Raw genomic sequence first — 15,731 nt, forward strand, 5'->3', positions numbered from 1 at the left:
GAGTCCCGGGGGCAGCCCGGGCGAGCTGCCGCGCGGCCGGCTGCGGCCGGGGTCGAATTCGGTCGGCGCGCCGCGGTCCAGCGGTACCCGCCCCGCGCCTTCGCCGAACACCTTGACGCGCAGCTGCTTGCCGTCGACGCGGATGGCGTCGTTGGCCTTGTCGCCCGCCGCGGTGTGGGTTTCGTTCTCCGCCTTGACGTAGGTGCCGATGCCGCCGTTCCAGAGCAGCTCGACCGGCGCCAGGAGGATCGCCTGGATGAGGTCCATCGGCGCCAGCGCGGTGACGCCCTCCTCGAGCCCGAGCGCCGCGCGGACCTGGGGGCTGATCGGGATCGACTTCGCCGTGCGCGGGTAGATCCCGCCGCCCTCGCTGATCAGCGAGCGGTCGTAGTCGTCCCACGAGCTGCGCGGCAGGTCGAACAGCCGGCGGCGCTCGGCGTACGACGTCGCCGCGTCGGGGTCCGGGTCGAGGAAGACGTGCATGTGGTTGAACGCCGCGACCAGGCGGATGTGCTCGGACAGCAGCATGCCGTTGCCGAAGACGTCGCCCATCATGTCGCCGATGCCGACGACGGTGAAGTCCTCGGTCTGGGTGTCCTTGCCCAGCTCGCGGAAGTGCCGCTTGACGCTCTCCCAGGCACCCTTCGCGGTGATGCCCATGGCCTTGTGGTCGTAGCCGACCGAGCCGCCGGAGGCGAACGCGTCGCCGAGCCAGAAGCCGTACTGCCCCGAGACTTCGTTGGCGATGTCGGAGAACTTCGCGGTGCCCTTGTCGGCCGCGACGACCAGGTAGGAGTCGTCGGCGTCGTGCCGGACCACACCGGGCGCGGGGACGGTCTTGCCCTCGATGCGGTTGTCGGTCAGGTCGAGCAGGCCGGAGATGAACATGCGGTAGCAGGCGATGCCCTCGTTGAGCTGGGCGTCGCGGTCGATGCTCGCGTCGCCGCTCGGGGCCGGCGGGCGCTTGACGACGAAGCCGCCCTTCGCGCCGACCGGCACGATCACCGCGTTCTTCACCGCCTGCGCCTTGACCAGGCCGAGGATCTCGGTGCGGAAGTCCTCGCGGCGGTCCGACCAGCGCAGGCCACCGCGCGCGACCTCGCCGAAGCGCAGGTGCACGCCCTCGACGCGCGGGGAGTACACGAAGATCTCGAACTTCGGCCGCGGCTCGGGCAGATCGGGCACGCCGGCCGGGTCGAGCTTGATCGACAGGTACTCGCGGGGCGTCCCGTCGGCGCCGGTGACGTGGTAGTTCGTCCGCAGCGTGGCCCGGATGACGGCCATCAGGCGGCGCAGGATGCGGTCCTCGTCGAGGCTGGTGACCTCGTCGATCATCGCGTTCAGTTCGCTCGCGAGCGCTTCGGTGGCGGCCTCGCGGTCGGCGTCGGACAGGTGCGGGTCGAACCTCGCCTCGAACAGCCGCAGGAGCTTGGTCGCGATCTGGGTGTGGTTCAGCAGCGTGTTCTGGATGTAGTCCTGGGAGAACGCGCTGCCGGCCTGGCGCAGGTACCGCGAGTAGGCGCGCAGCACGGCGGCCTGGCGCCAGGTGAGCCCGGCGCGCAGGACGAGCCCGTTGAGGCCGTCGACCTCGGCGTCGCCGCGCCACGCGGCCTCGAAAGCGTCCTGGAAGCGGCCGCGCAGCTCCTCGACGGCGTGCTCGTCGGAGTCGTCGAGCATCTTCTGGTCGACGCGGAGGCCGAAGTCGTAGATCCAGCACGCGCCGCCGTCCTCGCGGTGCAGTTCGTACGGCCGCTCGTCGACCACCTCGACGCCCATGGCCTGCAGTACCGGGAGCACCTTCGAAAGCGTGACGCCCTCGCCGCGCAGGTAGAGCTTGAAGCGCCGCTCGCCCGGCGCGGCGTCGGCCGGCTGGTAGAAGGACAGCGCGAGGTCGCCTTCGTCGGTGAGCGAGTCCAGCGAGCGGAGGTCGGTGAGCGCCTCTTCGGCGGTGAAGTCCTCCTTGTAGCCCTCGGGGAAGACCATCGCGAAGCGCTGGCCCTGCTCGGTGGCGGATTCCTCGCCGACGATCCCGACCGCGACACCGCCGTCGGCGCGCTCCCGGCGTTCGTCGAGGACCGCTTCGACCATCCGGTCGTCCCAGGTGCGGACGGCGTCGTTCAGCCGGTCCTGGATCTTGAGCGTGTCCGGCTCGAGCCGGCGCGCCGGGTCGGTGTGGACGACGAAGTGGACCTGCGCCAGGACGGTCTCGCCGATCCGCGCGCTGTATTCGAGCTGGGTGCCTTCGAGCTCTTCGAGCAGGACTTCCTGCATCGCCAGCCGGGAGCGGGTGGTGTAGCGGTCGCGCGGGAGGTAGACGAGGCAGGAGTAGAAGCGGCCGTACGGGTCGCGACGCAGGAACAGCCGCAGCCGGCGGCGGTCGGAGAGGGTGATCGCGCCGGTCGTCGTCGAGTACAGCGAGTCGGTGTCGGCGGAGAACAGGTCGGCACGCGGCCAGTTCTGCAGGATCTCGAGCATCCGCTGGCCGGAGAACGACTCGATCGGGAAGCCGGCGCGGTGGATGACCTCGCGCACGCGCTTGCAGACGACGGGGATGTCGAGGACGTTCTCGTGCAGCGCGGTCGTGGTGAACATGCCGAGGAAGCGGTGTTCGCCGGTGACGTTGCCCTCGGCGTCGAAGGTCTTGACGCCGACGTAGTACGGGTAGACCGGCCGGTGCACGGTCGAGGGCGCACTCGCCTGGGTCAGCACCAGCAGCGTCGGGGCGAGCGCGGTGGCGGCGGTGTCCGGACCGGCGGTCAGGCCGCGGGCGGCGAGGCTGTCCTGGCGCAGCACGCCGAGGCCCGACGCCAAGACCGCGCGCAGGGCCGGCTCGTCGGACTCCGGGTGCGGGTTGTCGATCAGTTCGTAGCGGCGGTAGCCGAGGAAGGTGAAGTGGCCGTCGGCCAGCCAGCGCAGCAGCCGGGCGCCCTCGGCGACCTCGTCGGCGGACAGCCGCGGCGGGTCCGTTTCGAGTTCGCTCGCCAGCTGGCAGGCGGTCTGGGCCATCTTTTCGGCGTCCTCGACGACCTCGCGGACGTCACCCAGGACGCTGGAGAGCCGGTTGTCGAGTTCGCGGGCCCGGTTGCGGTCGGTGACGAAGTCGATCTCGATGTACATCCACGACTCGGCGGCCGAGTTCGCGGGCGGCTCGGCCGGGTCGGCGTCGGGGTGGACCTCGAGGAGCTCGCCGGTGAGGTCGCGGCTGACCACCACGATCGGGTGAACAATGCGCTGCACCTGCACGCCGTCGCGGGCGAACTCCGCGGCGATGGAGTCGACCAGGTACGGCATGTCGTCGGTGACGACCTGCACGACGGTGGCTTCCCGCGCCCACCCGTCTTCGGCGACGGTCGGGTTCAGCAGCCGCACGGCCGGGCGGCCGGGCATCCGCGACTTGGCCAGCTGCAGGTGCGAGCGGACGGCGCCGACCAGGTTGACCGGCTCGTCGCCGACGATCTCTTCGGCCGGGATGTGCCGGTAGTACAGCCGGATGAGCTCCCCGATCTCCGGCGCCAGCCCGGCCGCGGCGTCGATCAGGTCGTCCCTGATCTGCTCCGGGCTGGCCGGGGAGCGCTGGCCGAATTCGGGTTCGGTTTCGGCTCCGGTTCCGGGTAGGGACGAGACTCCGGTCGAGCTCATTTGAGGCAACTCTCCAGTTTGCGTGAGGTGGCACCGTGCCGGTTCGGCGTTGAGCCGGCCACCCCACACTAATGCGCCGCGATCCGGGATCACATGAAGACCCGGAGGTTCCGGGAGGCGCAAAAACCCTTCCGGGGCACGGGATTCGCGGGATCGGTCAAGCTACTGACGGGTTGTCTCCAGCGCTCCTGCGCGGCGCTGACCAGCCGTGCTGGCCGGCCGTTACCGGGCGCGGAGCCAACGTGATCGGTTCAGTTGATCGGGCGCGGGGCCGTTCGGCGAACGCTGTCGGCCGGTCGGCGACGCCGGGGTGCGACGGATCCCACTGTGGACCGGGTGAGGCAGGTCGGCGACGGTTCGGGACGTCTCGGCGACTGGACGCCGAGCGGGGTGAACCCTCCCCGGCGGTTCACCGGCGCACCAAAACTGTCGGTGGTCTCCGGTAGCGTGGAAAACGGGGGGCGCCCCCGCGGGTCGAGCGTCCGATCAGTCGCGTGAGCTGTGGCCGCGGGAGTCCGAGACCTCGGCGCCGTGACCGTTGCGGCCGTGGCCGTTGCGCCGGCTCGTGTCCTGGGAGCCGAGCTGCTTGACCAAGGCCGCCGCGCTCGCCGTGCCCGCCTGGTGCTCGGCGAGGGCGCGGGCGAGCAGGTCGGCCAGGCCCGCGTCCGGCGGGGGCTCGTCCTCCGCGATCGCGCGGGCGTAGCTCTCCGGGAACGGGGCCGTCGCCGGCGTCCAGTGTCCGAAATCCTCCATCGGCTCCAGCGACGGCGGCATCCGCAGCCGCGGCAGCCACGGCTCGGCTTCGTCGCGGTAGTCCGGCACGGACGGCGGTTCGTCCTCCGGCCGCGGCGGCGGAGCGAGCTCACGGGCCGGTTCCTCGGCGCGCGGGCTGTCGGCGTCTTCCGCCCGGCGTCGGCCCCCGGCGCCTCCCGAGGCGGAGATGCCCAGGCGGTCGAGCACGGACCGCGCGGCCACGGAGCCGTGCTCGGCGTCGTGACGCGTCGACGGCTGCGGCTCCTCCCGCCGCCCCTCCGACGCCCACGGCTCCCGCTCGGCGGCGGGCTCGGGCGCGAGCGGCAAAGCGGGCGTGATGCGAGTGGGCGCCGATTCCCGCTCGGCGGCGGTCTCCCGCAGCCGAGCTTCGGCCAGCGCGGCCCACGAGAACTTGGTCTTGCCGGTTTCGGCGGGCGCGGCTGTCTCGACAGGCTCCTGTGCGGCAGGCTCCGCACGAATAACCGGCTCGGCAGCCTCGGGCCGGAAGTCCGGCTCCCGCCCGCGCTCGGCCAACCGCGGCTCGGGTGGCCGCACCTCAGCCGACGCCCGACCGCGCTCAGGCGACCGCGGCTCAGGCGACCGCACCTCGACCGGCTCCCGACCACGCTCCGCCAACCGCGGCTCAGGCGGCCGCACCTCGGCCGGCTCCCGACCACGTTCGGCCAACCGCGGCTCAGGCGACCGCACCTCGGCCGGCTCCCGACCACGCTCCGCCAACCGCGGCTCAGGCGACCGCACCTCGACCGGCTCCCGACCACGCTCCGCCAACCGCGGCTCAGGCGACCGCACCTCAGCCGACGCCCGACCACGCTCAGGCGACCGCGGCTCAGGCGACCGCACCTCGACCGGCTCCCGACCACGCTCCGCCAACCGCGGCTCAGGCGACCGCACCTCAGCCGACGCCCGACCGCGCTCGGCCGATCGCGGCTCGACCGGCGCCGAATCCCGCCCGGACTCAAAAGACTCAGGCCGCTGCTGGGAAACCGCGACCGGCGCCGAGTCCCCACCCGGCCGCTGCGCCGCATCCCGCCCCGGCCGCGACTCGAAAGCCCCAGGCCGCGGCTCGGCACGCTCAGGCCGTTCCTCAGCCCGCCGGACCTCGACCGGCTCCGGCCGACGCGCGGCCGGCGGCTCGTCCCGCACCGCCGGCATCAGCGTCGTCTCCGCGGTGTCCGCCGTCACCCGCGGTCGCTCGAACGACCAAGCCGGCGCCCGCGACGGCGCTTCCTCCCGCCCGAACGACCAAGCCGGCGCGCGCGGCTCCGGCTCGGCGGCGACGGCCGGCGGCTGCTCAGCGACGACGACCGGGACCGGCCGCGACGGCACCGCCTTCAACACCTCGTCCAGATCGACCGAAGCCGGCTCCCCAGTGCCGAACTCCCCGGCCAGCACGCTGCACGCCTGCCGCCGCGCCCGGGCGTGCAGCTGCTCCGCCGCCCGCGAGCGGTACAGGCACGCGATGGCCTCCTCCGCCTGCCCGAACCGCTCCTGCAGCTGCGCCAGCTCCAGCCACAACCGGGCGGTGATCGCCGACAGCCCGTGCCGGTCCGTGCTCGCCACGGCTTCGCGCACCAGCTCGATCGCCGCCTCGCCAGCTCCCGAGGGCAGAAGGACCCGCGTCGCGACGGCCAGCCGCAGCCAGCCCATCGGCGCGACGCCCGCCGCCCGCACCGGCTCGGCCAGCACCGGCTCCGCGATCTCGTACGCCATTTCGGTGTCGCCACGGTCGAGCAGCGTGCTGACCAGCAGCAACACCAGCCGGATGCGGACCAGCCCGCCGTCGTCGGCCGGGTTGTCCAGCTTCTCCAAGAACCCGAGGCCGGTCCGGGCCGCGTCCGCCGCCGCCGTCAAATCGCCGTGGCGCCGGCGGTGGGCGGCCGTGCCGACCCGCAACAGCGCGCGCACCAGCAGCTGGGTGTCCGCCCCCAGCGAGTCGTCACCGACGACGAGCTTGTCCGCCTCCACCAGCACGCGGTCCAGCTCCGGCTTGCGCCCGAGCTGACCCAGGCAGCCCACCAGGTGCGACAACGCCGCCGCGCGGTGCACCGGCGAGACCACCGGATCCGTCAGCACCGGCCGCAACGCGGCGAGGCCGGTCAGCGGCACGCCCAGGCTTCGGGCGCAGACGGCGAGGTCGATCCGCAGCCGCGCCGCGATGTCGCCGTAGCCCGCGTGCTCGGCCGCGCGCAACGCCGCGACCGCGCGCCCGACCGTGGCCGGCCGCATCCCGAGCCGGACGCGGGCGGACACGACCAGGCTCTCGGCCCGGATCCACTGCTCGTCGGCGCTGGCGGCTTCGGCGAGCGCGGCCGCGCGCTCACCGAGGACGAGCGCGAGTTCGGGCGCCCGCAGGTGCAGGGCGTCCGCCCGCTCGATCAGCCGTCCGACTGCGGAGAGGGTTCCCCCGGCATTGACGGAACGCCCGCTCTCCACTCGGGAGAACGGGCCCGTCCGGTGCTGTTTGCTGGCTTCCACGGGGAAACCCGCCCCCTCAGTCGCGGGTCAGCTTGCGATGGGTGACACGGTGCGGCCGCGCCGCCTCGGCGCCGAGGCGCTCGACCTTGTTCTTCTCGTACCCCTCGAAGTTGCCCTCGAACCAGAACCACTTGGCCGGGTCTTCGTCCGTGCCTTCCCAGGCCAGGATGTGCGTCGCGACCCGGTCGAGGAACCACCGGTCGTGCGAAATCACCACCGCGCAGCCGGGGAACTGCTCCAGCGCGTTCTCCAGCGAGCCCAGCGTCTCGACGTCCAGGTCGTTCGTCGGCTCGTCGAGCAGGATCAGGTTCCCACCCTGCTTGAGCGTCAGTGCCAGGTTGAGCCGGTTGCGCTCACCACCGGAGAGCACGCCCGCCGGCTTCTGCTGGTCCGGGCCCTTGAAGCCGAACGCGCTGACGTACGCCCGCGACGGCATTTCGGTCTGCCCGACGTGGATGTAGTCCAGTTCGTCGGAGACGACCTGCCAGACCGTCTTCTGCGGGTCGATCCCGCCCCGGTTCTGGTCCACATAGGACAGCTTGACCGTCTCGCCGATCTTGACGTCGCCGCCGTCCGGCTTCTCGAGCCCGACGATGGTCTTGAACAGCGTCGTCTTGCCGACGCCGTTCGGGCCGATCACGCCGACGATGCCGTTGCGCGGCAGGTTGAACGACAGCCCGTCGATGAGCACCCGGCCGTCGAAGCCCTTCTGCAGCTTCTCGACCTCGACCACGACGTTGCCCAGGCGCGGGCCCGGCGGGATCTGGATCTCTTCGAAGTCCAGCTTGCGGTGCTTGTCCGCCTCCGCCGCCATCTCCTCGTAGCGGTCGAGGCGCGAGCGCGACTTCGTCTGGCGCGCCTTCGCGTTGGACCGGACCCACTCGAGCTCGGACTTCAGCCGCTTGGCGAGCTTCGCGTCCTTCTTGCCCTGGACCTCGAGGCGCTCGCGCTTCTTCTCCAGGTACGTCGAGTAGTTGCCCTCGTAGCCGACGACGCGGCCGCGGTCCAGCTCCATGATCCACTGGGCCACGTTGTCGAGGAAGTACCGGTCGTGGGTGACGGCGAGGACGGCGCCGGCGTAGCGGGCCAGGAACTGCTCCAGCCACAGGACACTTTCGGCGTCCAAGTGGTTGGTGGGCTCGTCGAGCAGCAGCAGGTCCGGCGCCGACAGCAGCAGCTTGCACAGCGCGACCCGGCGGCGCTCACCACCGGAGAGGTGGGTGACGCCTTCGTCCGGCGGCGGGCAGCGCAGCGCGTCCATGGCCTGCTCGACGGTCGAGTCGAGCTCCCAGGCGTCGGCGTGGTCCAGCTCCTCCTGGAGCTTGCCCATCTCCTCGAGCAGCTCTTCGCTGTAGTCGGTCTCCATCAGCTTGAGGACCTCGTTGTAGCGGTCCAGCTTGACCTTGACCTCGCCGAGGCCCTCCTCGACGTTCTGCCGGACCGTCTTCTCCTCGTTGAGCTCCGGCTCCTGCATGAGGATGCCGACCGAGGCGCCGGGCTGGAGGAACGCTTCGCCGTTGCTGGCCTGCTCGATCCCCGCCATGATCTTGAGAACGGTGGACTTACCGGCACCGTTCGGCCCGACCACGCCGATCTTGGCGCCGGGGTAGAACGCGGTGCTGACGTCGTCGAGGATGACCTTGTCCCCGACGGTCTTGCGCACCTTCTTCATGGTGTAGATGAACTCGGCCATACCCACGATCGTAGAGCGCGCTCGATCGCGCCTCGACGCCGGTCACCGTCGGACTACCGAAAGTCAGACCGAGATCACGGCGAGAGTAGCAAAACGGCCGTTTTCCCGGCGCCCGGACGGCGGCTCAACCTCAACTGGAACCCGAGGGTCGCTTGCCCTCGGCGAGGTTCTTCAGCATCGCGTTGTAGGCGTTCAGCTCTTCGTCGCCCGTTGCCGCTTCGCGCCGGTCACGCCGCTTCGCCTCCCGCTCGTCCTGCCGCGACCACTGCACCAGCAGCGCGATCAGCACCAGGAGCACCGGGACCTCGCCGGCGGCCCAGGCGATGCCGCCGCCGAGCCGCTGGTCGGCGAGCAGGTCGGTGACCCACGGCAGGTGCAGCTGGCCGTAGAAGGCCTGCCCGATGACCGTCTGCTTGCTCATCAGGATCACGCCGAAGAACGCGTGGAACGGCATCGCGGCGAACATCATGCCGAGCCGGCCGAGGTACGGGATCCGCCGCGGCGACGGGTCGACGCCGATCACCGGCCAGTAGAAGACGTACCCGGCGAGCAGGAAGTGCCCGTTCATCGCCAGGTGCGCCCAGTGGTACTGCAGCGCGTTGTCGAACAGGCCGGAGAAGTACAGCGCGTAGAACGAGCCGACGAACAGCACCAGCGCCACCACCGGGTGGGTCAGGAACCGCGACACCGGCGAATGGACGAAGGCGACGAGCCACTCGCGCGGCCCCGGCGGGGCGTCCTTGCCCGCGGCCGGCAGGGCGCGCAGCGCGAGCGTCACCGGCCCGCCGAGCACGAACAGCACCGGCGCCACCATCGACAGCAGCATGTGGTTGCCCATGTGGACGCTGAACATCGCGGGCGCGTACCGGCCGATGCCCGACGACGTCGCGATCAGCAGCACCACGCACCCGGTGATCCAGGCGATGGTGCGGCCGACGGGCCAGGTGTCGCCGCGGCGCAGCAGCCGCCGCACCCCGGCGAGGTAGAGGCCGCCGAGGACGAGCGCGAAGGTGCCGTAGACCAGGTCGAAGCGGGTGTCGAAGAGCAGCCGCCACACCGTCGGCGCGCCGTCGAGGTCGTAGCCGATCAGCAGCTCGGTGGTGGACGGCTGGGTGATCGCGTCCGCCGGCGGTGGCGTCCTGGCCAGCCCGGACGCGATCCCGATGGTGACGAACATGATCAGGATCTCGACCGAGGCCAGGCGCAGCAGCTGGGCGCCACCCTTGCCGTCGACGAGGTTCGCGACCCCCTTTTCGCGCTGCTGGTGCCCGAACACTCCAAGCAGCAGCAGCGCGACCGTCTTGGCCACCACGAGCAGGCCGTAGTCGGTGGTGAACAGATCGTTCAGGCCGATCCGGACCAGCGCGTTGACCGCGCCGGAGAGCGCCATCACGATCCAGCAGACCAGGGCCAGCTTCGAGAACCGCTGCGCGGCCAGGCTCAGGTGGTCCCCGCGCCGGTACCCCAGCGCCAGCAGGGCGATCAGGCCACCGACCCACAGCGCCGCGGCGACCAGGTGGAACAGCAGGCTGTTGGTGGCGACGTCGTGCGAGCCGCCGCTGGCGGAGTGCCCGGTGACGGCGACCGGGACCAGCCCGCCGACGGCCAGGAAGAACAGCACGGCGGTCCAGCCCCACGACAGCGCGAGCCGGCAGCCGAGCGCGATGAGGATGGCGATCAGCGCCGTCCACAGCCACGCCTTCGGCTGTTCGATGGCGCCGACGAGGTCGAGCAGCGTCTGCGGATCCAGCACGTCGCCGAACGGCTTCCCGGCGGTGTCGGCGGCGGTGAAAGCGACCGAGAGCAGGGCCGCGCCGAACCACACCCAGGCGGCGATCCCCGCCGCGCGCAGGGCGCCGTAGCCTTCCGGCCCGAGCGTCCCGGACTTCTGCGGCGGCACCAGGAAGGCGGCCAGCAGCAGCGCCCCGACGCAGATCACCGACGCGCATTCGGACAGCACACGCATGACGGTGATGCCGTACTTGGTGACCAGGCCCGGGTCGGGCAGGCCGGCGATCGCGTAACCGGCCCCGCCGGTGAGCGCGATCAGGCCGATCGCGACCACGGCGGCCAGCAGGACGCCGACCACCAGCAGGGGCAGCACACTGGCCCGGCGCTGGGTGGGGACGTCGGATTTCGTGGCGGACACGCCCCTGAGGGTATGCCCCGGCCCGGTCAGGCCCGTGTGACGGGCAGGATGGAGCCGTGAAGATGATCCTGCTGCGGCACGCGGAGTCGCTCGGCAACGTCGACGAGCTCGCCTACACGCGGATCCCCGACCACGCCCTGCCGCTGACCGCCAAGGGCGAGCAGGAGGCGCGCGCGGTGGCGCCGGAGATCGCGCGCCTGCTCGACGGCGCGCGGCCCGCGGTGTACGTCAGTCCGTACCTGCGCACCCGGGAGACGTTGCGGCTGCTGGACATCCGGGCGTCGTGCGAGCGGCTGGTGCAGGAGCCGCGGCTGCGCGAGCAGGACTGGGGCAACCTGCAGGACCCGGCCGACCAGGAGGTCCAGAAGGCGCGGCGGCACGAGTTCGGGCACTTCTTCTACCGGCTGCCGTTCGGCGAGTCGGGCGCGGACGTCGACGACCGCGTCGCGGCGTTCCTCTCGGACCTGCGCCTGCGCGAGGAAAGTCACCCGGAGACGGTGCTGATCGTCTCCCACGGGCTCACGCTGCGGCTGCTGTGCCGGCGGCTCTTCGGCTGGAGCATCGAATTGTTCGAATCCCTGTCCAACCCCGCGACCTGCGAATACCGCGTCCTCACCGAGTCCGATGGCAAGTGGGTGCTGGACCGGCCGTTCGCCCAGTGGCGGGACTCACCCGACGGGGAAACCCAGCTTTAGCGGGGCGGTCAGCACGACCCGGGTGCCGTGACCGGGCGCCGAGTCGATGCGCGCGCCGCCGTCGATTTCGGCCATCCGCGCGTGGATCGAGTTCTCGATGCCGAACCCGGCGCGGCGCGCGCCGAGGTCGAAGCCGGTGCCGTGGTCGCGGACGGACACCGTGACGACGCCTTCGCGCTCTTCGAGGCACACCACGGCCTTCGCCGTCCTCGCGTGCTTCAAGGTGTTCCGCAGTGCTTCGCGGGTTGCGTCGTGAAGGGCGTTGACGACGGCTTCGGGGACGTCGGTGGGCTTCGCGAGCACGACGAGGTCGACGCGGAGGCCGTCGGCCGTCATCTCGACCGCCAGCGCACCGAGCCGGTGTTCGAGCCCGCCCGGCTCGGCGGGCGCGTCGCCGTCGAGGCTCAGCCGCAGGCGCAAGGCGTGCGCGCGGGCGGTGCGGCGGACCTGGTCGAGGCTGCCGCGCGGGTCGAGCGCGTCGCTCGGCGCGGGCAGTGCGAGGGACTCCATCACCTGCAGGACGGTGTCGTGGACGTCGCGGCGGTGCCGTTCCCGCTCGGCGGCCCGGCCGCGCTGCTCGCCCAGCCCGAGGGCGAAGCGCATGGACCCGGCGACGAGCAGCACGATGGCGAGCGCCGTCACCGCGGCCGCGACCAGGGCGAGCAGGATCCACGTCGCAGGCGCCGACGTCCCCGACACCGCTGCCATGCCATAACGCAGGAGCAGCGCACCGACGATGGCGACGGCCCCGGCGGGCGCGCCGCGCAGCAGGGTCCAGACCATGACCGTGCCCATGACGTTCGGCCAGGCCAGGGTCAGCAGCTCGGGTGAATGGGCCGCGAACACCGCGGCGGCGAAGCTCGTCACGAGCGTGTACGCGGTATCGGCGGCCAGGACCGGCCGGATCCCGGTGGCGCGGCGGAAGACCCAGCCCACTTCCAGGAGGTTCGGCACCAGGTAGAGGACGACCGCGACCCAGAGCACCGGCGCGCTCAGCGGACCGCCGGACCAGACGGCCTGCAGGAACAGGGCCAGCCGGAACGCGACCGGCACCAGCACGAGCCGCGGCACGGCGTCCCGCACGAGCGTCAGGCCGGTCCCGCCGAACCGCCCGCTTCCGCCGGCGAGCGCCCCCGCTCCGCCGAGCAGCACAACCCTCACGACGTCCTCCCCGGATCAAGGCCCCTACCTTGATCAGCCGACCTGAAATTGAAACGTCGCCGTATTCATTTCAGTTTACCGACGGGGTTCAGCTTGCCTCGCGCACCAGCGGACTGTCAACGCCCGGGGCGTGGCGGAAACGCCGGTTCCGGCACGGATTTAGTGCCCGGAACGGCTACCGGCCGATCATCGCCTCCGCTTCTTCCCGCCGCCGCGACCGGCGGGCGAAGAGCGCGGCGGGCAGGATCAAGGCCGCCACGAGCGCGACGAACACGAACGCCACGTCGTAGTCGGTCGCCTGCGCGATCCCGCCGACGATCGGCGGCCCGCCCAGGAAGCCGGTGTACGCGACAGCGGTGACGAAGCCGATCTCGCGCTCACCGCCGGTGCCGTCGCCGCGTTTCCCGGCGTCCCCGGCGAGGCTGAGGGCCATCGGGAAGGACGCGGCGAGGCCCGCGCCGGCCAGCGCGAACCCGGCGTACCCCACGGCGGCGACCGGGATCAGGGCCGCGGCGAGCAGCCCGGCGGCGGCGAGGGTGGCGCCCGCGGCGAGGCAGCGCGTCGGGCCGAACCGGCGTTGCGCCCACGGGCCCGCCAGCCGGGTCAGCGCCATGACCAGCTGGAACCCCGCGAACGCGAGAGCGGCGGCGCCCTGGCCGACGCCGCGCTCGACCGTCATCAGCAGCGCCGACCAGTCCGACGACGCCCCTTCGGCGATGGCCGAGCACAGCGCGACCGCGGCGAGCAGCCACAGCACCGGCCGGCGGATCGGCGCCCGCGCCGGCGTGACGACGGGTTCTTCGGTGTGCTGGGGGCGGATGCCCGGGACGTCGCGGATCACCAGGGCCAGCACCAGGACCGCGACGGCGGCGGCCACGCTGAGGTGGCGCGCCGGGGACCAGCCGTGACCGGCGGCGAGACCCGCGGCCAGCGAACCGGCGAGCGCGCCGAAGCTGAACCCCGCGTGGAAGACGGACATCACCGGCTTGCCCAGGCGACGTTCGACCACGACGCCGGCGACGTTCATCGCGACGTCGAGCATCCCGACGCTCGCGCCGATCACCAGCAGCGCCCCGGCCAGCAGCGGGACGGTGGGGGCGAACCCGATCAGCACCAGCGAACCGGCGGCCATCGCGGTGCTCCCGGCGACGACCGCCCTGGCGCCGGCCCGTTCGATCAGCCGTCCGGACACCGAGGCGGCGGCGAGCATGCCGACGCTGGCCCCGAGCAGGGCCAGGCCGAAGACGCCGGGTGAGGCGTGCACCTGCGCGGTCAGTGCGGGCGTGCGCGACGCCCACGACCCCAGCGCGAGCCCGTTGAGGGCGAAGACGGTGAACACCGCGATCCGGTCCCGCATGCCTTCAGCGTGACTTAAGCGCTTCAGAAAGTCCACCGCGTAGTGGTTAGACTGCGCGGATGACCCGGCGGCGCCGTCCCACGCTCGACGACGTCGCCGGCGCCGTCGGTGTCTCGCGCGCGACGGTTTCGAACGCCTACAACCGGCCGGACCAGCTGTCCGCCCGGCTGCGGGACGAGGTCCTGCGGGTGGCGGCCGAGCTGGGCTACCCCGGTCCGGACCCGACCGCGCGCAGCCTCGCGACCAGCCGCACGGGCGCGATCGCGGTCCTGCTGGACACATCGCTGTCGATGGCGTTTTCGGACCCGGCGCTATACCTGACGCTGGACGCGCTGGCGCGGGTGATCGACCCGGGCGGCCATGCGCTGCTGCTCCTGCCCGGCGGCGCTTTCGGCGGGCCGGCGGCCGACCGCGTGCTCACCGCGCAGGCCGACATCGCGATCGTGTACTCGCTGCCCGACGGGGCTCCTTCGCTGGAGGCGGTGCGCACGCGGGGGTTGCCGCTCGTGGTGATCGACCAGCCGCTGCTGCCCGGCACGGCGCGGGTCGGCTGCGCGGACCGGGCCGGGGCGGCAGCGGCCGCGCGGCACCTGCTGGACCTGGGACACCGGCGGTTCGGGATCTTCGCCGCGTGCAGCCACCTCCGGCCGGGCGGGGGTGCGCTGACCGTGGCGGAGGCCTCGGCGGCGCCGTTCCACGACGTCCGGGAACGGCTGGGCGGCTACCTGGACGAGGTGGGGTCGTGTCCGGTCGTCGTCGAGGAGGCGGCCGGGCTCAGCGCGGAGAGCGCGATGGCGGGGGCGTTCGCGCTGCTGGGGACGTCACCGCGGCCGACGGCGGTGCTGTGCATGTCCGACCAGCTGGCACTGGCGGTGCTGGCCGCGGCCCGTGAGCTGGGGATCAGCGTGCCGGGTGAGCTGTCGGTCGCGGGTTTCGACGACAGCCCGCCGGCGTCGTGGTCGTCGCCGCCGCTGACCACGGTCCGGCAGGACCTCGCGGCCAAGGGGCGGATCGCCGGGGAATTGGCGCTGGGGCTGCTGGACGGTTCGGCGCCTGCGCCGGTGCCGGTCGAGGTACCGGTTTCGCTGGTCGTGCGCGGGAGCACGGGACCCGCTTAGCACTGCCTCGGTTGTTCGGCAAGGCCGTTTTTCTCGGCTGTGGACAACCTTTCCCTCGCCGCGCGGTTGTCCACAGATTCGAAATCCCGGGCTGACAAAGCCAGTCCCGCCCGCCAATCTGGAATCACACGTTCACCGCGGCCCGGCCGCGATTCCGGAGGGGAAATCCACCATGTCTTCACGTCGTCTTCGTTCCCGCCTGCCGCACATCGTGGCCCTGGCCATGGTCGGGCTGCTGACCAGCGTCGGAGCCGCGCACGCGGACACGGACCCGGGCTGCCGCAAGGGCGAGTTCTGCCTGTGGCCGTCCGACGGTTACGCCGGCGAAATCCAGCGGTTCGACCTGCGCTCGGCCAATACCGGGGAATGCCTGCCACTGCCCGAAGGATTCGACGGGTCGTCGTTCGCGAATTTGATGACCCGCGACGTCACGGTGTACCAGGACGAGGAATGCTCGACGGAAGGAGATTTCGTCACCTATCCGGGTGGCGGCACGTACGTCCCGAACGCGCCATTCCTGGTCCGGGGCATCCAGATCTGGGAGTAACTCTGACCCGGGCCTCGCAAAGCCGCCCGCTCCGAGGAGGGAGCCGGCTCGCGGCGGCGGCCGGGCCCGACCGGGGCCGCTCCCCCGAAGCGGCCCCACCCGTGGGCGCGCCCCCTGCGGCAG

At 72.2% G+C, this 15,731-nt stretch carries 9 protein-coding genes; 3 read left to right on the top strand and 6 right to left on the bottom strand.

The genetic code is table 11. From position 1 onward, the window contains the following. From ACWDN5_RS41585 to ACWDN5_RS41600, 4 genes are all read right to left on the bottom strand, one after another. Window positions 1-3,639: NAD-glutamate dehydrogenase (locus ACWDN5_RS41585; protein WP_449680138.1), on the bottom strand; the 3,639-nt coding region annotated here is incomplete at its 3' end. Window positions 3,640-4,125: 486 nt separating this feature from the next. Beyond that, on the bottom strand, window positions 4,126-6,888 hold the full coding sequence (locus ACWDN5_RS41590) for a hypothetical protein (RefSeq protein WP_449680139.1): 2,763 nt from the start codon (window positions 6,886-6,888) through the stop codon (window positions 4,126-4,128). A gap of 16 nt (window positions 6,889-6,904) precedes the next feature. Next, window positions 6,905-8,581 (bottom strand): energy-dependent translational throttle protein EttA, encoded by a 1,677-nt coding sequence (gene ettA / locus ACWDN5_RS41595; RefSeq protein WP_449680140.1) that lies wholly within the window; start codon window positions 8,579-8,581, stop codon window positions 6,905-6,907. A 130-nt stretch (window positions 8,582-8,711) separates the two neighbouring features. Beyond that, the gene (locus ACWDN5_RS41600; protein ID WP_310972117.1) at window positions 8,712-10,730 is read right to left on the bottom strand and encodes a cytochrome c oxidase assembly protein; all 2,019 of its coding nucleotides are present in this window, start codon (window positions 10,728-10,730) and stop codon (window positions 8,712-8,714) included. Between the two features lie 56 nt (window positions 10,731-10,786). Here ACWDN5_RS41600 and ACWDN5_RS41605 point away from each other — a divergent pair, with 56 nt between their 5' ends. Continuing rightward, a complete protein-coding gene (locus ACWDN5_RS41605; protein ID WP_310972116.1) occupies window positions 10,787-11,425 on the top strand; it encodes a histidine phosphatase family protein in 639 nt (212 codons plus the stop codon). Here the strand turns inward: ACWDN5_RS41605 and ACWDN5_RS41610 are convergent. Together ACWDN5_RS41610 and ACWDN5_RS41615 are read right to left on the bottom strand one after the other, a co-directional pair. Continuing rightward, complete coding sequence (locus ACWDN5_RS41610) at window positions 11,399-12,577, bottom strand: sensor histidine kinase (RefSeq protein ID WP_449680144.1); 1,179 nt, start codon at window positions 12,575-12,577, stop codon at window positions 11,399-11,401. The genes ACWDN5_RS41605 and ACWDN5_RS41610 overlap by 27 nt on opposite strands. A 184-nt stretch (window positions 12,578-12,761) precedes the next feature. Continuing rightward, window positions 12,762-13,943, bottom strand: a complete 1,182-nt coding sequence (locus ACWDN5_RS41615; RefSeq protein ID WP_449680141.1) for an MFS transporter — start codon at window positions 13,941-13,943, stop codon at window positions 12,762-12,764. 59 nt (window positions 13,944-14,002) lie between these two features. Between ACWDN5_RS41615 and ACWDN5_RS41620 the strand changes: the two genes are divergently transcribed. Further along, window positions 14,003-15,061, top strand: coding sequence for a LacI family DNA-binding transcriptional regulator (locus ACWDN5_RS41620; protein ID WP_449680142.1), 1,059 nt, complete (start codon window positions 14,003-14,005; stop codon window positions 15,059-15,061). Window positions 15,062-15,233: 172 nt separating this feature from the next. Next, complete coding sequence (locus ACWDN5_RS41625; RefSeq protein WP_449680143.1) at window positions 15,234-15,608, top strand: peptidase inhibitor family I36 protein; 375 nt, start codon at window positions 15,234-15,236, stop codon at window positions 15,606-15,608. Window positions 15,609-15,731: the final 123 nt, after the last annotated feature.

The sequence above is a fragment of the Amycolatopsis sp. NPDC003731 genome (assembly GCF_053586895.1).